Origin of the sequence: Rhizobium sp. CFBP 13644 (assembly GCF_014842165.1) — a bacterium.
Lineage (GTDB): Bacteria > Pseudomonadota > Alphaproteobacteria > Rhizobiales > Rhizobiaceae > Agrobacterium > Agrobacterium tumefaciens_C.
The window spans coordinates 17,510-37,530 of sequence record NZ_JACYVF010000011.1; the positions used below are offsets into that span (position 1 = coordinate 17,510).

Genomic DNA, 20,021 nt, shown 5'->3' on the forward strand with positions numbered 1-20,021 from the left:
CCTCGGCACGCCCTCTCCATTGTGAGTTCCTCCCGCTAGGCGTTGACCGACGACATGTTTCCAGAGTGCACTGCATGCCTGGACACATGCGCCTTGTGAGTCATCTGGATCGGCTGGTGCCGTCAAATCGATTGCCTTACCTAGCTCAAGGCGCAGAAGAAATTGGCATTCTGAAGGTAAAGCAGGTCTCGACCGAATCGGAATGAACGTCGATACACCCCCCGTGAGCTCGGGCGATCTGAGAAGCGATATATAGGCCAAGGCCGAGGCCCTGCGTACCCGATTTCCCCTCACCTCGTCTGAACGGCAGGAAGAGCTTGTCGATCTGAGATGCCTCGATGGGCTCGCCGCCATCGGTGACGGAAATTTCGAGCTCATCGTTCACCAACTGCGCTCTGATTTTAATAGGCCTGTCCTCTGCGCCGTGCGTGACTGCATTGGCAACGAGATTGGAAACCAACTGCGCTATTCGGAGATGGTCAACTGCGACCGCGTTTGCGATATCGATCGACGCAACGATCTGTCTCGCCGGATTGGCCACGACGACCTCATCAACGACGTGTCCGATGGTTTCAGCAAGATCGTCCAGAGACGTAGAAAGAACGAGACCGCTGCCCAGGCGAGCCCGCGCGAGGTCCATCACGTTTTCTACAAGACCCGACATCCTGGAAAGACTGGCCTTCATAAGCTTGAGGATCAACGGGCTTCGGTCAGTCCATCCCTCTTTTAGAAGACGAGACGTGCCAGCATCTACCGCAGCTATCGGGTTGCGAAGATCGTGTCCGAGAACAGCAATGAACTGCTCGCGCAATTCGGCTAGTTCCCTTTCCTGTTCCAGGGCGGCTCTGGTAACTTCAAGACGTGTCCCAGCATCAAGATGGTGGGCTATCAGTTCGGCAAACAGTTTGAATGCGCCCATCACTTCCGGGTTTTTGACCTTGGCCGAGTTTGGATCGATAGCGCACAGGGTTCCCCAGAACGCGCCGTTTTCCAGGATGATCGGTTCGGAGATGTAGCTCCGCAGCCCGTAGATGCGTGGCGTGTGATGATCGCGGTACTGACAATCTTCGACCGCGTCATCGAAGACGATGGTCTGCCGATGACCGCGGATCTCGTTGCAGAGAGTGCTTTCCAGCGGCAGCTCATCACCAGACTTTAGTCCGAAGCCGACCGGATCGAGAACCTGGCAGGCAACCCAGCGGTTCTCGGTGACGCGCGCGACGGCGGCGAAACCCATACCCGTCATCCGCAACACGACGTCAAGCATGGTCGGCACGGCGGCGATCCCAGATATGCGCTCAATGTCGTGTGCGAAATCGCCAGCCAACGTCTCTACTTCATTCTTTGCGGGCATCCGCGACGAGTTCACGGACTCTACGAAAGCTGCGTTCTCGAATGCGGTAGCGGTGGCTTCCCCGAGGGCCTCGAGCACCTCCACTTCCCAATCCGCTGGAGTATAAGGCTGTGACCAGTATGCACCGATCGCGCCGACTGGATTTTCCATCCGGATGGGTGCCATCGCCATCGCCCTTACGAAGGTGCCCGCATAGAGTTCGTAAGGAATACGGTCGTCCTGTCCAATGTCAGGAATGACGGCCGTCGCCCTGTTCATCATCGACCAACCGCTGACACAGGCAACTGATGGAAACTTCTGACCTTTCCACAACGAGCCGATGGCATCCTCTTCTACATAATGACAGAGGTCGCCATCTTTGAGGATGATCGCAATGCCGTCACACCCTATCACCGACCGGGCGGTATCGCGGAGCGTTTTGATCGCAGCCTCGGTGGTACGAGCACGCGCGATCTTCGCCAGAACTTTGGACAGCGACGCGAGGGGCGTTGAGGGTCTGGTTCGTTGATCCATCGACCAATGCCTTCCGATGCGAGCCGTATTTTAGCGCCCAATTATGCAAGAAAATGCGTTTCTGTAAAAGCAAAAGTTCTGTGACCAGTTTGTCGACACGCGACGTGGAAGCAAATGTCAGCGGATGACAACGAGTTGCCCGAGCGAGCTCAACACTTCCCTCTCGGAATAGGGTTTGCCCACGAAACCGAGAGGCTGGAGAGGAAGTGCGGCTTCCCGGGTGCGCTCATCGAGGTTTCCGCTGACGAACAGCGACGGGATGTTCCAGCGCTCCCGCAAAGCCGCCGCTGTCTCGACCCCGTTGGTACCGCGAGCAAGATTTACATCCATAATAGCAACATCGACATTGCCGCCATGTTGATCTGCAAGCGCGATAGCCTGTTGCATGTGCGATGCTTGGCCGACAACGTCGTAGCCCGCGTCGAGAAGCATGTCCTCAAGATCGAGCGCAAGAAGCATTTCGTCTTCGACGATCATGATACGGAGAGGCATCAGGCGCGCTCCCGTGGAAAAGTCACGGCTAGCTTATGAGCCGTTGCGTCCGGATGGTAATGAAGCTGCCCGTCGATCTGCGTAGCCATGCTCGTTACAAGCTTGAACGACAGATCCGACAGCACTGAAGGACCTCGGCTTGCCGCGTCAGGATCACGGATTTCAAGCTCCATCAGCCCGTCGGAAACCTCACGGAGCGATACGATGACAGGGCCATCGGACTTCGATGTGGTTTTGATCGGCAAACTCAGCAATTCGTTGAGGATGACAGAAAGCGGAATCGCGCGCTCGGTCGGCAGCGAAATATCTTCTGCTTCGACAATTATCTGTCGTGTCCTGGGTGAGCTAGCGAGATCCAGGCAAAGCCTACTGATGTGATCGACCATGTCGACACTCAGAGAGTTTTCCGTTCTGTACAGCCGTTCATGCACTGAGATGATCGCTCGAACCCGGGAGATGGCCTGGTTGAACGCCTCTAGCGCCGCGGGTTCTTCAAGTCTGCGGGCTTGCAAGCGCAGCGTGCTCACTACGAGCTGGAGACTGTTCTTTACACGGTGGTTCACTTCGGAAAGCAAACGCTCCAGAGCGTTAAGAGCACTGGATAGCTCCGCCTCTCGTTTCCGGTCGGCAGTCACGTCCATCAGAACACCAATCATCCTGACCTTTCCCGTCGATGTCCTCAGAACTTCGCCGCGTGAGGCAATGTATCTGATGTCGCCGTCGGGAAGATTGATCCTGTAGTCGAAGTTCATCGCTGTCTGATCCGGACAACCGATGACACTGGTGATCACGTTACGAACACGCTCGAGGTCATCAGTGTCCATTCTCGAAAAGAATGGCTCTGCAACTGGCCCGCCTCCGCCGGGAGGAAAGCCAAACATCACGTCGACCGAATGGCTTCTGCGCCAGATGTCGGTCTCAGGCTCGTATTCCCACGACGCGAGGTCCGCGGCGTGAAGAGCGACGCGCAATCGCGCATCCGCCTCTCGCTGCCGAACGACGCTGTCGGTGACATCCATGGGGTTCTGAATGATGTACCGGATAGCCCCATTCTCTCCGACAACAGGAGTGTGGATCGGTGTCCAGAACTTTTGAACGAAGCCACCGCCAGGCAGTGGGATGTCGTATTGGATGACCGCCATCTCGTGTGGTCTACCTGATGAGATAGCGTGTCGCAGCGAGACCTCAAGCGGGCCTTGCTCGACAGTGCCGGCTGCATCCGGGTTTTCCGGGAATGCGTCGAGAATGTTCCGGCCGACGATATCTGCTCGGCTGCGCTGAGTGAGTCTCAGATAGGCATCCGAAGCTCCAACGATCACTAGATCGACATCGAGAACTAGGTAGGGCTGCGGCATACCCATGAGGATTGCTGCGAAATCTGTCTGAACGTTCGGTGTTTTCAAGTGCTCATCAACTCCGGCCCGTCTCGAGGGAGGCGGCGCATAAATTTTGGCACCCGCAGACACCATTCAAAAAAAATCCGTAGATACTGACAGCGTTGCGTCTAAAGCTGCAATTTCTCCGCCTTTCTAACTCAAAACGGCTAAAAAAAGTTTCAACCGCCACCACAAAAAAGGCGTTACTTGCGTCAATGTGCGGAACAAAATCCAACAAATTCTCGTTTCCACGCGGTTTTCTAATGCGATCCATCTCGCAATTACGAAGATTACCTCGACGAATCCCGGGCCCTAAGGGGGTCGTATTCGTCGCGGCATGTATTTTTTGGGCAGAAAGAGTGCGATCCACGCGCTCTCCGGGGACGCGAGCAACTGACATTGAGTTATGACAGAACCAAGGTAGACCTGACGAACTGCGATCGGGAACCCATTCATATTCCCGGCAGCATCCAACCTCATGGTGCCATGGTCGTCGTGGACGACGAGACCAATCGCGTGTCCTTTGTCTCCAGCAACATCAATGAATTCCTCGGCGACACCAACCGTGACTACAAAGGAGCTGAGCTTGCCGACGTCGTTGGCTGGCGCGTCGCGCACGATATCGCAAACGCGGTGGCGAAGTCCGGCGTTGGCCAGATCGCAGGCGTGGTACTTAAAGCCGACCTGGGTGAGAGCGGCGTTAAAGCCGACATCACAGTTCACCGATATGCAAGGCGCACCTTTCTTGAATTCGAGCCGCCTGCTTCGTCGGAAGACACGGAAGTCGCACTTCACCTCACTCAAACACTGATGAGGCGGGTCGACGCACATAAGAAATTCGAAGGCCTTTTTTCAGCCACCGCGCGCCTCATCAGGGCCACGCTCGGTTACGATCGCGTCATGGTCTATCGCTTCCTCCACAACGGTGCCGGTCGCGTCGTTGCGGAAGCGAAAGCCCCTTCTCTCGAGACCTTCATGGGACAGCATTTTCCGGTGTCCGATATTCCGGTGCAGGCACGAGAGCTCTACGTGCGAAACTGGGTTCGGGTTATCGGTGATGTTTCCTTTGTTCCGGTGCCATTGCAGCCCAGGATCGCTGACGGTGATGCTCCGGTTGACCTCTCGTTCGCCCATTTGAGAAGCGTGTCGTCGATCCATTGTGAATACCTGAAGAATATGGGCGTAGCGGCGTCGATGTCGATATCGGTGGTCGTTGATGGCGAACTGTGGGGGCTGATTGCATGTCATCACAATACGCCGAAACACCTCTCGATCCCGCTTCGGGTTGCGACTGAACTATTTGCTCAATATTTCTCCCTCCACGTGGCAACGATCGAGCACCGGACCCAGAAAGCCGCGGCAATCGGCACACGGGCTCGTCTCGATGCCATTATTTCTGATGTGGATCCGGCAAGCCCGGTCGAACTCACCCTGCGAACCCGACTGCGCGAATTCGCCTCGCTGATCGCATGCGACGGTGCTGGCCTCTGGACGAACGGTGAATGGTCGTCCTTCGGTGTCGCTCCCCCGGAGTTCGAGGTGCCTTCCCTCATGGAACTTGTCGCGCGCAAGGCAGGCCGAAACATATGGGAGACGCAGGATCTCCGGACAGAGACCGGAAACGAAAGTGCGTACGGCTCCCGCGTCGCTGGCATGCTTGCCATCCCGATTTCCGTATCCGCTCGGGATTTCCTCGTCTTCTTCCGCAGCGAGGAGGCACATCAGATCGAATGGGCTGGCGAGCCTCGCAAGAATGTCGAAATTACCGGCTCGGGAGAGCGTTTGACACCGCGTGGAAGCTTCGAGACCTGGCGTGAGGATGTTCGGTACAAATCCATACCTTGGACAGATGCTGACCTAGTCGTCGCGGATGCTATTCGTGGATATGTCCGGGATGTGATGCTCTCCCACAATGACGCTACCGAGGAGCAGCGCGGAAAGACCGAGGAACAGAGAAAGCTGCTGAATTCGGAGCTCAATCATCGCGTCAAGAACATTCTCGCCTTGGTGAAGTCCATAGCGACGCAGACCGGAGCCAACTCCCTGTCTGTCGATGACTACGCAACATCATTTGAAGGAAGGCTCCGGGCACTGTCTTTTGCCCATGACCAGTCATTCGCTGGCGCGGATGGTGGCGAACTGCGCGGTCTCATCGAAGCCGAGGCGGGCATGCATCGTTTCGCGCAGATGCCCGACAGGATCACGATCGGTGGTGATCCGGTCGGGCTGACCGAGCGGGCCTTCGGGGTCTTCGCGCTTCTGCTTCACGAAATGATGACGAACTCAGCCAAATACGGCAGCTTGTCAGTGCCTTCTGGTAAGCTCGAAATCTCATGGCAGATCGGCGTCGATGGCCATTGCGAACTCACCTGGATCGAACGCGGGGGCCCGGAAGTCGAGCCACCCACCCGACAGGGCTTCGGAACGAGCCTGATTGAGAAGACGATCTCTCACGACCTCGGCGGATCGGTCGACATCAACTTTGCGCGGGAAGGTCTTCGTGCCCGGTTCATCCTTCCCGGAAAACATCTTCATGCCGTCACGGAGCGTGTTGTCAGCCAAAATCCTGATCAGATCATGAACGAAGAAATCTTGGCTGGCCTCAGGGTTTTGCTGGTGGAGGATCAGGCGCTGATCGCGATGGACACGGAGGAACTGCTCCGAACCATGGGCGCTTTGGAGGTCGTTGTGGCTGCCGACGTAGCCGCCGCTCTCGACAAGATTGCAGAGATAGTTCCGGCATGCGCCGTGCTCGACCTCAATCTAGGCTCTACTTCGTCGGAGGGTGTCGCTGTCGAACTGGAGCGCCGAAAAGTGCCCTATGTATTTGCGACGGGTTACCGCGACAGCGTGAGCATTCCTGATCGCTTCGCCGGCGTCCCGGTCGTGCGAAAGCCTGTTGCTATGAAGGCGCTGGCCATCGCCTTGCAGCAAGTCATCGTTGGCTCATAACGGATTGGACGCGTGGGTTATACGGGAGCGAAAGCTTCCTTGTTTGATACCCATTGCAAACGCGGATCATCGAAAGTTTGATCGCCTAGGGCTCGGCCAAGGCAAACAAACGCGTCTCGCTTTTGGTGTTACGGGTTCTTGAACCTTACGCCGACACCACCGCCATTGGTTGGGATGAACTCAATTCCATCCGCTTCGAGCGTCATCTTTATGAGCTTCAGATTTGCCGGTGTGATCGCCGGAATTCCGTTATCCATTTCGGCGCGCCGAATTGTAGAAACTCCTACGCTGGCTGACTCGGCAAGATATTCAGCCGTCCATCGGAGCAACGCTCTCGCTGCTCGAATTTGAGCTCCGGTTATTTCGCTCATTTTCTACGTTTTCTCATTGAAACATTTTCGTTCATATGCGATATTTTCGTTCACTCGGTCACATCCGGTGTTTGAGCCCCCGGATGTGACCTGACCAAACCTAGCTGTATGGAGCTCGGATCATGGCTGATTCTGAGAATAGCAGAACTTTGCCTGCAATCACGTGCAGAAACTCTCTGCAGATCGCGGAATGGTTCCTGTTCAACAATTTTTCTGACCAGGAGCTCTGGTCGCCGAGCTTACGCGATGGCGTTCTGACGAAATGGCATGCCTGGAACCGTGCTTTTCAGGAACTCGCAGCTATTGGACGAGCTCAGCAAAAGCTCGAGAGCCAACTGATGTACATGGCACCCGCGCTTCAGGTAGAAGTTGTCTTGCCGAATAGCGCCGCGCCTTTCATCACCTCCTCGATCTCAGAGATTCAGGACCGATTGAGAGGAAATGAGTTTAGGGTAGCCCGAGCAAAAGCAGAGGCAGATTTGCTTGCTAAGCACAAGCAGTGGGAGGCTGTGGACGAGTCTCTCGGCTACAGCCGCGCAAGGCGCGCGGAGGACGAGGCATCTCTCGTAGAGGAGCGTTTGGCCCTCGATCTCTCGCAAGCACCAGGTATGACAACCGTCGCCGTCGCCGCAAAGCTCCACTGTATTTTGGAACGCGGCTCCCCCCGACCAGACAGTAACGAGTTTCCTTGGCCTCAGATCAGGTCAGTCCTGATCGATATTCTCGCAATGCATGGTGTTTTCTCAAAGGAGACCTGTGCCCGGTAAGTCTCAATGCTCGCTAATCTCTGTTTAATTCGGGGTCTAACGAGACGTGACATTTCCCCACACCCAATCAACTTCTGATTTTAAAACGTTCATGCATTTTTATCGGAATTTGCACTTTTCAGGAGCAATACGTTGTGTAATGTAGAGTATACGACGACAGAGCATACAATTCAATTGATGAAGTTTCTGACCCGCGATGCGCAAGGCGCGCCATGGGAAAGACGACCTGCGCCGAAAACCTGCTGCCAGCAACGAAGTCGAAGAAATCAAAAGAAGGGAACGACCTAATGCAATTTCTAGAAGGATTCCGCCCACCTCTCCTGGCTTTGGCAATCGCCACCGCTACCTCCGCTGGATTTGTCGGGATCACCGCCGCATTTGCGGAGGAATTGCGGGTCGGCACGCAGCTTAAACTGATGACTCTCGATCCCCACTATGCGGATCTCAATGAAAACAACGCGTTGCTGGCTCATATCTACGAGCGCCTGGTTCGGCAGGATGAGCACCTCAATCCCCTGCCTGCCCTTGCTGTGTCATGGAAGCGTCTATCCCCGACCCAGTGGGAGTTCAAACTGCGCGACGGTGTTCGTTTCCATGATGGCTCGGCATTTTCCGCTCAGGATGTCATTTACTCGATCGAGCGAGTTCGTGATTTCCTGAAGCCTCCAAGTGGTGGGTTCCAGGGTTACACCAAGCCGATCAAGTCCGTAACAGCACCGGATCCCATGACTGTGGTCATCGAAACAAGCGGAGAGGCCCCTACCCTTCCATTGCAGATGACCACGTTGTTCATTCTCCCGCATAAGGCGAGCGGTTTTGCCACCACCGAGGAACTGAATGCAGGTGCGCAGCCAAATGGAACAGGTCCTTATAAATTCAAGGCGTGGCAGTCCGGTGAACGTCTGACGCTATCGAGCAATCCAGATTACTGGGGCGGCGCCCCGGCATGGTCCGATGTCACCTTCCGCATCATCGAAAGCCCGGCTGCGCGCGTGGCGGCGATCACGACCGGTGATGTTGATCTCGCGGACTTTATTCCGGCACGAGATGTCGAGGGTCTCAAGGCACGCAAGATCGAAATCGACAGCACGGCCGCGTCCCGGTCCAACTTTCTTCAGTTCGATATCGGAAGCGATGAGCCTCCAGGCGTGACGGGCAAGAACGGAAAGCCCATCGGCAATCCCTTCCGCGACAAGCGCGTTCGCCAGGCGCTGACAATGGCAACGGATCGATCATTCATCACCGATCGGATCCTGTCCGGTTACGGCACTGCCGCTGCACAGCTTTTTCCACCGGGCCTGGCGGGAACGTCGGATAGGCTGAAAGTCACCCCGCCTGACTATGCCGGGGCCAAGGCTCTTTTGACAGAGGCCGGATACCCTGACGGCTTCAATGTCGTGCTGGCAGGTCCAGGTGGCCGTTATCCCGGCGATGCGGAGTCGCTCCAGTCGATTGCCCAGAACTGGGCTCGTGTCGGTGTCACGGTCCAGCCTGTCGTCTCACCCTTCTCCGTTTTCATGACGAAGCGGTCTAACGGCGAGTACCCGGTCTGGTATGGCGGTTGCTCAGGTGAGGCGGTCACACTCTGCCTTGATGGCGTCCTTGCATCGTCAAATGCAGCACGGGGCACAGGATCGCTCAATTACGGCCACTATGAGAACAAGGCCTTCGACGAAATGCTGGTCAAAGCGAAGGCGATGGAAGAAGGGCCGGGTCGTCACGAGGCTCTGGCACGCGCGACGGAATTCGTCATGACCGACTATCCAACCATTCCGCTTTACCACTACCATCTGATCGTCGGACACGGGCCGAAAGTCGGGTCCTACACTGTGCATCCGCGTGGCTGGACAATGGCCATGCAGGCCGCCTCACGAACCGAGTGAGGGCAGCGCAGATGGTATCGACAATTATTGGAAGGCTGTCACAAGCCTTTCTTCTCCTCCTCGTCATGTCGCTCATTGGCTTCATCGGCATTCACAGTGTCGGCAATCCTGTCTTCAATCTCGTCAACATCGAGACCGCGACAGCCAAGGACATCGAAATGGCGACGATCGCGCTGGGACTGGATCAGCCCCTTTGGCATCAGTATTTCCTCTTCATCGGAAACGTTCTGAGCGGCAATTTCGGGACATCGTATATCTATCACCTCCCGGCGTTCGAACTGGTGATGAGCAAGTTGCCCGCAACCCTTGAGCTGGCAATCGTCGCGATGTCGATTGCAGCGCCCGGCGGAGTGCTTCTGGGATTGCTTGCGGGCCGCCGGAAAGGAAAGCCAATCGACCGTGCGATCCTCCACGGAAGCGTTATTGCGCTGAGCGTTCCATCCTTCTGGCTGAGCATGATGCTCATTCTGGTGGGTGCCATTCTGACGGGCTGGTTCCCGTCCGGTGGCCGAGGCTCCACAGCCGCCTTGTTCGGCGCGCAGTGGAGTTTCTTGACGCTCGATGGTCTTTGGAATCTGACATTACCAGCACTTGCGCTCGCGCTCCCCAACATTGCTTTGATTGCAAGGCTAACGCGGTCCGGAACGATCGAAGTCGAGACACAGGATTTCACGCGGTTTTGCCAGGCGAAGGGCCTGTCGTCCCGACGGATCCTCTTCCGACACACGCTACCGAATATCAGCGTTCCGATCGTGACGATCATTGGCATGCAGTTTGGCGGGATGCTGGCATTCGCCGTCGTGGTCGAGTCCATATTCAATTGGCCGGGTGTCGGAAAACTATTGATCGACTCGATCCAGCTTCTCGACCGGCCAGTCGTCATGGCCACCCTCACCTTCATCTCGATTGCTTTCGTCGGGCTCAACGCGCTCGTCGACCTCTTCTACGTCGTGCTCGATCCGCGCACACGCCGTAGCGCATGAAAGGGAACCCCATGAAAACCGACACGTTGCGCGCTTTGTGGAAGCGTCCCGTTCTATCCCGTATCAGCTTCCCGCTGACGCTCCTCGCCGCTTATATTCTCCTGGCGCTTGCGGCATCGCTCATCGCACCTCAAAACCCCTATGACCCTTTGCAGATTTTCGCATGGGAGTCGTCTTCACCTCCAGGAACCGCCAGCAGCGTTGGCTACACCTATCTTCTGGGGACAGACGGCCTCGGACGCGACATTTTCAGCACCGTTCTCTACGGACTGCAGATCAGCCTGTTCGTCGCCGTTACCAGCACGGCTCTTGCGGCCTTAATTGGAGTAACCGCGGGCGTCACCGCGGCATATTCCAACCGGTGGATCGATGCGCTCATCATGCGGGTTGTCGATCTGCAACTCAGTCTTCCAACAATCCTTGTCGCGCTGATCGCCATCGTGACCCTCGGGCCCGGCATCGATCGCATCATTCTTGCGTTGGTCATCGTTCAATGGGCGACCTATGCGCGCGTCACACGCGCTGTGGCTATGACCGAAGCGAGCAAGGCATATCTGGATGCTGCGCGCCTTCTGCGCCTGTCTCCGCCCCGGATCGTGCTGCGTCATCTTCTCCCGAACAGCATTGCGCCGGCAATTACACTGATCCCGATCGAGCTCGGCCATGCGGTCGCCCTTGAAGCGACGCTATCCTTCCTCGGCCTTGGTGTTCCCATCGACAAACCTTCCCTCGGCTCGGCCGTTGCGAACGGATTTCAGTATCTCCTCACCGGCCAATACTGGATCAGCCTTTTTCCTGGGCTGGCCCTGTTCGGTCTTATCGCAAGCATCAATTTCGTCGGCGAGGACATGCGCCGGCGGCTCGATCCAAGGAGCCGATGAATGGAACAGGATCAGAAGCAATCTCCCCTCCTCGTGGTCAGCAATCTTACCTTGAAGCATCAACGGCCCGACACCTCGACGACAATTCTACGGGACGTCTCTTTCGAGCTTCGTGCAGGTGAAATCCTCGGACTGATTGGAGAATCCGGCGCGGGCAAATCGACGCTCGGGAATGCCGTGCTTGGTTTGCTTGCGCCTGGCTTCAGCCAGACCGGTGGTCAAATTCTTTTTCGGGGACAAGCCTTCGATGAAATGAGTGACAAGGACCGATTGATGGTCAGAGGACGCCGAATCTCGGCGATATTTCAGGATCACACGGCCTCACTCGACCCTCTGATGTGCATTGGTTCCCAGATCGTCGAAACGATCCAAGCTCTGGATCGTAGTCTCACCGCTCGACAGGCCAGAGCCCACGCGCTTGACCTCATGGAGCGTGTGGGGATCCAGGATCCGGCGGGCCGATACAGTCAATATCCGCACCAGTTCTCTGGCGGACAGCGCCAAAGAATTGTGATCGCGATCGCATTGGCTGGCAAGCCGGATATTATCGTGGCGGACGAACCGACCTCTGCTCTCGATGCGACCGTCCAGAAACAGATCCTCGGCTTGTTACGCAAGCTGACTGAGGAGACAGGTGTTTCGATCATTCTTGTCACGCATGACATGGGCGTGATCTCCGAGATCGCAGACAGGGTCGTCGTCATGCGCCACGGCAAGGTTGTCGAACAGGGCGCGACATCCTCGATCCTCGACGCGCCAGCCGAACCTTACACCCGCGATCTCCTCGCCGCCGTTCCGCGCTTGCGCCTTTCGGGCGTCCACCAGCCGCCTGTGAATTCGCATGGCGCGGAAGTGAATGGAGACACCATCGATCCGGTCAGACTGGCGGGCGCGCGTTCCATCTTATCTGTCAAAGGCGTGACCAAGACATTCGCTCGCCGCAGCCTGCCATGGCTCCGAAGCGATCGGCAGTCATTTGCGCTCCAGGACGTTACCATCGAAATCGAGCGCGGTGCCATCACCGGGATCGTCGGTGAAAGCGGCAGTGGCAAGAGCACGATCGGACGCATTGTCGCGGGTCTTGAGACAGCCAATCAGGGAACACTCGAAATCGATGGTGCAGGTTTCGATATTTCCCGATCAGGTCGCAAGAGCGGTCTGTTGGGACAGGTTCAGATGATATTCCAGGACCCCGCAATGTCACTCAATCCTCGCATGTCGGTCGGCTCCGCGCTTGAACAAAGCGTTCGATCCGGCAACCGGGGATCGAAGTCATATGCTCACGAGGTCGGCGATCTCATGGACCGGCTGGGCCTGCCGAAAAACCTGTTGAAGAGTTTTCCGCATCAATTGTCCGGTGGCCAGAAGCAGAGGGTCTGCATCGCACGCGCCCTTCTCGCAAGACCCAGCATTATCGTTGCTGACGAGCCGACCTCGGCGCTCGACGTCTCGGTTCAAGCCGAGATCGTCACCCTTCTCAAGGAAACCGTTCGCGAGCGCGGGTTGTCGATGCTGTTCATCTCCCACGACCTGGCCCTCGTTCAGGACCTCTGCCATGCGATCTACATTTTCAAGGATGGCATCGTGGAAGATTCCGGCCCCACCGATTTCATATTCTCCCAGTCGGACAATCCCTACACGCGGCGGCTGATTGACGCTCGCCCCTTGCGGTTCACGCACTGACCTCAGACCGGCCGGAACTCGAATTCGAGTTCTGTGCCAACCAAAACTTCACTCCTTTCCATCATGCAGGAACACATAACATGACGAATGCCTTCACGGTCGCAGTAACCGGCCAGTCGCTGATCAAACACGACATTCGCACCTTCGACACGCCTGGCTTCGAGGCCGTGCGCAAGACACTTAGCAAATCGGACTTTGCATTCACCAATTTCGAGAGCACGATCTTCGGTAGCCATGGCGGATGGCCGATGAAGGGCTCGTTTTTTGGCAGCAGCCAACCCGTCGTCCTCGACACTCTCCAGTCGCTCGGGTTCCATGGACTATCTCTGTCGAACAACCATGCGTACGATCTCGGCTCGCCCGGCATCCTTTCGACGCTCGAGGAGGTCGAGAGGCGCGGCTTTCTCCATGCCGGTATCGGTCGCAACCGGACGGCTGCGGCACGATCCGGGCTTGGGTCCGTCGCTGGTCGCAAGATCGCCTTGGTCGCCATGGATGGGGGGCCGGGCCCAGATTTCATGTACGCAGCAGATGCAGCTCCGGGCCGGCCTGAGCGACCCGGAATCAACCGACTGAAACTGACCCAGATCATCGACGTGGATTCACAGGCTTTCGAACAGCTCGCGGCGATCCGGGACAAAGTCGGCTATACCAGCATGGATCTCGGCAATGACAGTCAGCCAGACGACAAGCCAATGGTCGACGACCTCTCCGAGATCGCTCTTGCTCGTGGGCTTTTCAGACGCTCGGAGACGTTCGGTCGGAACGTGAAAATCGATCCGGACGACCTAGCCCGAAATCTTGCGGCGATTACAGCTGCTGCCACCAGCGATTGCCTTGTCGTGGCTTATCTCCACCATCATCATTGGGCGTCCGACTGGTATCAGGTTCCGGGATGGGTCGGATCTGTAGCCAGACGGTGCATAGATTCGGGTGCCGACATGTTCGTCAGCCACGGCGCTCCCGTTCTTCAACCGCTGGAGATTTATCAAGGGAAACCGATCTTCTACAGTCTTGGAAATTTCGTCTTTCACATTCGTCCGGGCAAATCCAAATGGACCGCGCGTGAGGTTTGGGAAAGCGTGATTGGCTTATGCACATTCAACGAGATCGGCTCATTGACTGGAATTGCCTTTCATCCGGTTATCATAGGCGGTCCCGAAGGGTTGAAGAACGAAGCGCTCGACCAGCGCCTCGCGCCAGAGATTGCTACTGGCGAGGACGGGCAACGGATACTGCAGAGGTTTCAGCAACAATGCGCGCAATTCGGCACGGCCATCAGGATTTCGGAAGATGTCGGCTATTACGACACCAACTGATGGCTAAGGGTTTACCGAGCGCCCTCGTTTCACAGCGGACGTAAGATCGGCTTTCATCGCTAGATGGCCGATCTCGCTTTCAGCAAATCGGAGGGCTCGACATCGAGGATCCGCGCGAGCGTTTCGACCATATCGATTGTCGCAGAATACTGGCATCTTTCCAGTGAACTGACATAGGTGCGGTGAATGTCCGCGCGGTGCGCGAGCTCTTCCTGCGAAAGACCTCGTTTCACGCGAATTTCCCGCAGATTGTAAGCGAAAGTTTCTCTGATACCCATGAACGGATTCATGCGTTTTGCAGCGCATTCATCTACAGAGTATACTCTGCATTTGTTGTCGTGTGGCACCCCATTTTTAGAATTCGGGGCCAACGGACCGCAGGGGTCAGGCCACGGTTAGGTTGTAGTTGCCCGCGACTGCGTTGCGGAAGACCTTCGAGGGAAGGCTTACTTCTATCCAAACCGTCGCAGCATGTCCCTCAATTCTTTATTTTCGCTGCGCAGCTTATCGCTCAGGAGTCCTTTGGGAAGACGGCTTTCGATTTCGAGAGCAGCAAGCACATCATGTTTGACGTCAAAAGCGTTAGCGAGAGAGGCCGTAGTTTTCGGTTTGCTTCTCGCGCGTTCCTGCTTGTCGGCGCGGTGCGAATTCTTAACCTCAAGCCGGGTCGCTTGTGTCGGTGTTGAACTGTCGCGATCTCCGCGTATCGTCGGAGCGTGTTCGAGCTCGTATTCGGGGGATGGCATCGATTCAATCGGCTGATTCACCGAAACTGAGTGAGATTATTCGTTTTCTCCCGACATCTCTTGCCGCTCGTCCACAGCTGGCGGGGGCATATCGTCAACCACCGCATCGGAAAGAGCACGCAAGTCAGCATCGCCCCATATAGCCTTCGCCGCATCCTTGGGCTGGCGGCGGTTCGATTTGTATTCGACGACGAAATTTCGCTGGCCGCGATTGATTTGGTTTTTCAAATTTAATCCTGCATGCCGGAGGATGGCCATCATTGTAATGATCGGTGCTTGCGGCACGTCACGACTTGTGGCCTCAGCGGCTAGATACACCTTGAAAGCCGGATCGCGGCAGCAAGCGCTCGATCAGACTGAGGTGAGGTTCCCTCAATTCCCGCAGGCCTGCTCAACCAGTCAGCCAAGGCGCAAGCACGGTGACAACAGCAAGTACTATAACCAGCACTCTTCCACCAAGCAAGATCAGAGCTTGCCGGCTCCAAGCGCGCGGATTGACCTGCGGCCGATTTCGTCTTCGATGACCCGAGCCGCGCGGTAGATGCTGAACTCGTCGAAATTCCGCCCGACGATCTGGACCGAAAGGGGCAGGCCGTTGGCGCTGATGCCCGCAGGCACGCTCATGGCGGGCGATCCCGTCAGATTGAAGGCAGCGTTAACGGACGGGGTCCCATTCACAAGGGAATTTCTGGCCACGTCACGGATGAGAGGTGCGACGCCAAGCGCACCGATCACCAAAAGGAGATCGACAGATGAAAAGGCCTCGGCGAGCTCTGTGGTCAGTTCCCCACGCCGGCGGCATGCCTGGAGGTAATCGGTCGCGGTCAGCAAGAAGCCTGGTAAAAAGCGCTCGACCGAATACGCACCATAAAGATGAAGATTGCGCCTGAAACCGTCTTCGTGGACGGCTGCTGCCTCGCTATACATGATGACGCGCTGGGCGGCGAAATAGTGACGCAGAGGTGATAATGATACATCCGTGGTGGTGGCACCAGCGTCTTCAAAAAGTCTGGCAGCCTCTTCGAAAACTGCGACGCACTCGTCCGAAAAGAAGTCGGGCTCCTCTTCATGGAAACTGCGCACGAGACCTATCGTCATACCGCGCACGCCTAAAGACGTAGCCTCTGTCCATGGCTGCGACGGAATGTCGACTGAAGATGAGTCGCACGGGTCATGACCTGCAAGAGCCTGGAGTGCTATCGCGTTGTCCTCAACGGACCAAGTCATCGGTCCGGCGGTGTCCATCGAATAGGCTTGCGGTGTCATTCCCCGGCGGCTCACCCGACCATATGTCGGTTTCATGCCCGCGATGCCGCAATAGGCTGACGGCGTCCTTATCGATCCGCCCGTGTCCGTTCCGATCGCAAACGGGACCGTTCCCGCAGCGACGGCTGCCGCCGACCCACTTGACGAGCCTCCGGTGAAGCGATCGAGATCCCACGGATTGCGTGCTGGCCCAAATGGCAAGCTGAAATCCGGACCACCCATGGCGAATTCCTGCGTTTCGGTCTTACCCAGCAAGATAGCGCCAGCGGAGCGCAGCCTTGCGACGACCGACGCGTCAGACGTTGCGACGTCACCCAGTGTGAGGCGGGAATTGTTGGTGGTGGGAAGGCCAGACACATCGATGATGTCCTTCACCGCATATGGGATGCCATGCAGAGGTCCTCTGTATTGACCTTCCATGATTTCAGCCTCAGCCTTGCGGGCTGCAACGCGTGCGAGATCGTTCTCTATCGTCGTGAAACAATGGAGTGTGGAATTGAGCGCCGTAGCACGGGCGAGAAAATGATCGACGACATCGACGGGTGAGATTTGTTTTCGAGCAATCATTCGTGCGGTTTCAGCTATCCCAAGTTCCCACAGCTCCGACATCGGTCAGACCTCTTCCGTCGATGGTCGATCGTCCGTGGTGCAGGGCCTTGGAATTGCTGGTCCATCGACACGGAACACGTGGGGAGATTCCACCCGGCGATCACGCGGTATTCGCACCAAATCGGCTAAGACCCGGAGATTTGCGTATGATGCGCGGGCAGCTTCAAATTGATCGTCGTCAAGTTTCAGCCCTGCCCGTTCGATCAACACGGAAAATTCGTCACGGCCAAGCATGTCCTATCCACTCCCGCGTTTCTTCAGGCAATGCTGTCAGGTTCAGAACCATTTCGCTCATTAGAACCGTCGGTCATCAGTAAAATGGCCTTTTTTCGCATCGCCGATACCTAGCGAAATTGACAGGATGACAATAGGTCGGGAGGTCAGGCCGGAATGCGAACGATCTCATCATCTCCGCTCACATAGGTCTCGTGCCTTTTCGAATGAGCACCATCATAACTGTCTTAAGTTTGGCCCGCATAGGTACGGGACAACCCGCCGCATCACATCGTGATCGCCAGTATGAACCACGGCCAATCCCGCTCTCTGTCGAGGGCTTCCTGGCCCAGATCCGGATCTTCCACGATCAACCCGTGAAGGGTCCGCAGCCACGCTGCGGCCTCTTGGCTTCGCCTGCGAGGTGATCGCGCCCGTCTCAGGGCCTTTTCGGAGCCATCGAGCGGGAATTGGCCCGCTCCCCAATGGAGCCGATCACGATGTCGCACGATCTTTCCCTCGCACAGTCCCACGCCTTCCAACTCTCCCGTGACCTGATGGTCCCGGTCACAGTCTTTGCAGTGGACGGAGAATACGGCGTCCTGCCTTCCGACGAGATCGACGACGGCGACGACCTCGAAATCGTGCACGAGTTTTTCCCCTGGGCGGCTCATTGAGCCGCCTTTTGCCGTTCCGGCTGCCGCTTGCGAGCGAGCGGTGGCAAGGGAAGCGACGGCGGGGCTGGCAAATCCTTTGCAGGATTCACCAATTGCCAACCCCGCCCTTGCCGCCTTCGCTCTTCGCGCCGGACGTGAAGGGGTCCGCGAAGAACGCGGAAAGGAAAATTTACAAGGGACGATCGCCAGGCGATCGGAAAGATGATGAAGCGAAGAGATATTGAGGAAATTCGCGAACGGGTCGGGTGCGGAGCAGTTTTGGCGACATCGGGCTTCGCGATCGATGCGAAGGAAAGCACCCGCCGGGCTGTGAAATACCGCCGCGGCGGTGAGATCGTTATCGTCACCCATGGTGGCCAGGGTTGGTTCGATCCGCTAGGCGATGACAAAGGCGATGTGTTCTCACTTGTTGCACGCCTCGACGGAGGCGGCTTCCTGGACGCGTTGGACCGTGTCGCCGGTCTCATCGGCTTCCAGTCAATAGAACCGAAGTGGATGGCGGCAGCGCCAACAAAGGCAGCGATTGCGACGATCCATGATCGATGGATATCGCGTCGGAATCCTCGACCGTCATCTGAAACCTGGCGCTACCTGCGGTTCACGCGCTTCGTACCGGGACGGATTCTGAAGGGTGCCATCAAACAGGGTGTACTTCGTGAAGGCCCTTACGGAAGCATGTGGGCTGGCCATGTTGACGAGGACGGTAACATCTGTGGCTGGGAAGAACGCGGCCCGGACTGGCGGGGCTTTGCGACGGGCGGCGCGAAGGTGCTGTTCCGGCTCGGCCCATCCGGAGCCCATCGGCTTTGTGTGACGGAAGCTGCGATCGATGCAATGAGCCTCGCAGCAATAGAGGGGATGCGAGAAGACACCCTCTATCTCAGCACCGGCGGCGGGTGGTCGCCGAACACTGCCGCAGCGTTACGACAACTGGCTCGGTACCCGGATGTGCAACTTGTTGCGGCGACCGACGCTAATCGCCAGGGCGACGCCTTTGCATATCGCCTTCGTGAAGTTGCCGATCAGGCTGGATGCGATTGGTTGCGTCTGCGACCGCCGGCGGACGACTGGAACGAGGTCCTGAAATGTCAGGAAAGGGAGAAGCAGGAAAAGGAAGGAGAAATGAACGGCGTGCCGCATTCGCGCCTCCCGCGTCAAGGGAGGCTTCGCCCGGCTGCGCCGGCCCCTGACCCGGGCGGACACGATGCCGGCGGCCCGGGAGAGGTCATGGAGGATTGAAGAGGTAAGCATGGTCGTGACGACGGTGTTCTCTTCGGTCCGGACATATCCCAAGGAGCCGGAAATGAACCCCTCTGCCGCAATCCGCAAGGTTTTCCAAGGCGTGGCAACACGCCAGCAAATGTACCGCATGTTTGACCGTCATGCCCAGCGACCGGACCGATGGGATGGCGATGCTTCATCCCTTTATGCCGGGGAATGGTTTGAGATCACTGACACCGAGCACGATTATATGTTCGAGATCCTCCCGCCGCTTTGGATCCGCGGATCGATGTTTGCCATGCGTGAGTTCCTGACCGACTCCGTGACGTCAGTGTTCTTCAGCATGCGCATCGATGGGGTCATCCGTCACTTCCATGGATATTGCGACCTGTCCGAACGTTCTATGGCCGAGCATATGCGCCTGGCCATCGTCGAGCGGGAAAGTCGTCCGGTCCGGTCGATGTCTCGGCAAGAGCGGCTCGAGCACATCTGGAGCACCACGGCTGACGACTATCGCGGCTATGCGGTCGATCGATGGCCGCAAAGCAACCGGGGGCATCGCACGGTTGTCCTCTACAGTGGCAAGGAGGGCACGTTCCTGAAACTGCTCGATGATCTGACGGACGAAGAAACCTCCGCCAAGCTTCCGGTGCATTTAAGGCACCTCCCCCTCTCCATCGCCGCCTGAGCGGCCCAACAGTCGTCACAACCGGTC

Annotated in this window: 17 protein-coding genes; 9 read left to right on the top strand and 8 right to left on the bottom strand. The window is 57.0% G+C overall.

Going from position 1 to position 20,021, the window contains the following annotated elements; all coding sequences use genetic code 11:
* Positions 1 to 145 precede the first annotated feature (145 nt).
* The 3 genes from IFT53_RS21060 to IFT53_RS21070 form a co-directional block, all read right to left on the bottom strand.
* A complete protein-coding gene (locus IFT53_RS21060; RefSeq protein ID WP_192067534.1) occupies positions 146 to 1,867 on the bottom strand; it encodes a GAF domain-containing sensor histidine kinase in 1,722 nt (573 codons plus the stop codon).
* A gap of 117 nt (positions 1,868 to 1,984) precedes the next feature.
* Positions 1,985 to 2,359: a response regulator gene (locus IFT53_RS21065; RefSeq protein ID WP_192067533.1), complete on the bottom strand. Its 375-nt coding sequence runs from the start codon at positions 2,357 to 2,359 to the stop codon at positions 1,985 to 1,987.
* On the bottom strand, positions 2,359 to 3,762 hold the full coding sequence (locus tag IFT53_RS21070) for a sensor histidine kinase (RefSeq protein ID WP_192067531.1): 1,404 nt from the start codon (positions 3,760 to 3,762) through the stop codon (positions 2,359 to 2,361). The genes IFT53_RS21065 and IFT53_RS21070 overlap by 1 nt, the downstream gene beginning before the upstream one ends.
* 372 nt (positions 3,763 to 4,134) lie before the next feature.
* On the opposite strand from IFT53_RS21070, the gene IFT53_RS21075 reads away from it, so the two are divergent.
* Positions 4,135 to 6,687: an HWE histidine kinase domain-containing protein gene (locus tag IFT53_RS21075; RefSeq protein ID WP_244656421.1), complete on the top strand. Its 2,553-nt coding sequence runs from the start codon at positions 4,135 to 4,137 to the stop codon at positions 6,685 to 6,687.
* Between the two features lie 128 nt (positions 6,688 to 6,815).
* On the opposite strand, the gene IFT53_RS21080 is transcribed toward IFT53_RS21075, so the two are convergent.
* Positions 6,816 to 7,058: a helix-turn-helix transcriptional regulator gene (locus IFT53_RS21080; RefSeq protein WP_067650325.1), complete on the bottom strand. Its 243-nt coding sequence runs from the start codon at positions 7,056 to 7,058 to the stop codon at positions 6,816 to 6,818.
* Between the two features lie 122 nt (positions 7,059 to 7,180).
* Here IFT53_RS21080 and IFT53_RS21085 point away from each other — a divergent pair, with 122 nt between their 5' ends.
* The 6 genes from IFT53_RS21085 (at position 7,181) to IFT53_RS21110 (ending at position 14,574) form a co-directional block, all read left to right on the top strand.
* Positions 7,181 to 7,825, top strand: a complete 645-nt coding sequence (locus IFT53_RS21085) for a hypothetical protein (RefSeq protein WP_192067530.1) — start codon at positions 7,181 to 7,183, stop codon at positions 7,823 to 7,825.
* Positions 7,826 to 8,112: 287 nt separating this feature from the next.
* The gene (locus IFT53_RS21090; RefSeq protein ID WP_192067528.1) at positions 8,113 to 9,708 is read left to right on the top strand and encodes an ABC transporter substrate-binding protein; all 1,596 of its coding nucleotides are present in this window, start codon (positions 8,113 to 8,115) and stop codon (positions 9,706 to 9,708) included.
* An 11-nt stretch (positions 9,709 to 9,719) separates the two neighbouring features.
* On the top strand, positions 9,720 to 10,691 hold the full coding sequence (locus IFT53_RS21095; RefSeq protein ID WP_192067526.1) for an ABC transporter permease: 972 nt from the start codon (positions 9,720 to 9,722) through the stop codon (positions 10,689 to 10,691).
* A gap of 11 nt (positions 10,692 to 10,702) precedes the next feature.
* The gene (locus IFT53_RS21100) at positions 10,703 to 11,572 is read left to right on the top strand and encodes an ABC transporter permease (protein ID WP_192067524.1); all 870 of its coding nucleotides are present in this window, start codon (positions 10,703 to 10,705) and stop codon (positions 11,570 to 11,572) included.
* Positions 11,573 to 13,255, top strand: a complete 1,683-nt coding sequence (locus tag IFT53_RS21105) for a dipeptide ABC transporter ATP-binding protein (protein ID WP_192067523.1) — start codon at positions 11,573 to 11,575, stop codon at positions 13,253 to 13,255.
* 80 nt (positions 13,256 to 13,335) lie between these two features.
* A complete protein-coding gene (locus tag IFT53_RS21110; RefSeq protein WP_192067521.1) occupies positions 13,336 to 14,574 on the top strand; it encodes a CapA family protein in 1,239 nt (412 codons plus the stop codon).
* Positions 14,575 to 14,633: 59 nt separating this feature from the next.
* Here IFT53_RS21110 and IFT53_RS21115 read toward each other — a convergent pair whose 3' ends face one another.
* From IFT53_RS21115 to IFT53_RS21130, 4 genes are all read right to left on the bottom strand, one after another.
* Positions 14,634 to 14,852, bottom strand: a complete 219-nt coding sequence (locus IFT53_RS21115; RefSeq protein ID WP_192067519.1) for a helix-turn-helix domain-containing protein — start codon at positions 14,850 to 14,852, stop codon at positions 14,634 to 14,636.
* A 504-nt stretch (positions 14,853 to 15,356) separates the two neighbouring features.
* Positions 15,357 to 15,581, bottom strand: a complete 225-nt coding sequence (locus IFT53_RS21120; RefSeq protein ID WP_192067518.1) for a hypothetical protein — start codon at positions 15,579 to 15,581, stop codon at positions 15,357 to 15,359.
* Between the two features lie 204 nt (positions 15,582 to 15,785).
* Positions 15,786 to 17,195, bottom strand: a complete 1,410-nt coding sequence (locus tag IFT53_RS21125; RefSeq protein WP_192067516.1) for an amidase — start codon at positions 17,193 to 17,195, stop codon at positions 15,786 to 15,788.
* Between the two features lie 500 nt (positions 17,196 to 17,695).
* A complete protein-coding gene (locus IFT53_RS21130; protein ID WP_192067514.1) occupies positions 17,696 to 18,082 on the bottom strand; it encodes a hypothetical protein in 387 nt (128 codons plus the stop codon).
* Between the two features lie 207 nt (positions 18,083 to 18,289).
* On the opposite strand from IFT53_RS21130, the gene IFT53_RS21135 reads away from it, so the two are divergent.
* On the top strand, positions 18,290 to 19,324 hold the full coding sequence (locus tag IFT53_RS21135; RefSeq protein WP_192067578.1) for a DUF3991 and toprim domain-containing protein: 1,035 nt from the start codon (positions 18,290 to 18,292) through the stop codon (positions 19,322 to 19,324).
* 64 nt (positions 19,325 to 19,388) lie between these two features.
* Positions 19,389 to 19,994: a DUF1419 domain-containing protein gene (locus IFT53_RS21140; RefSeq protein WP_192067576.1), complete on the top strand. Its 606-nt coding sequence runs from the start codon at positions 19,389 to 19,391 to the stop codon at positions 19,992 to 19,994.
* Positions 19,995 to 20,021 lie beyond the last annotated feature (27 nt).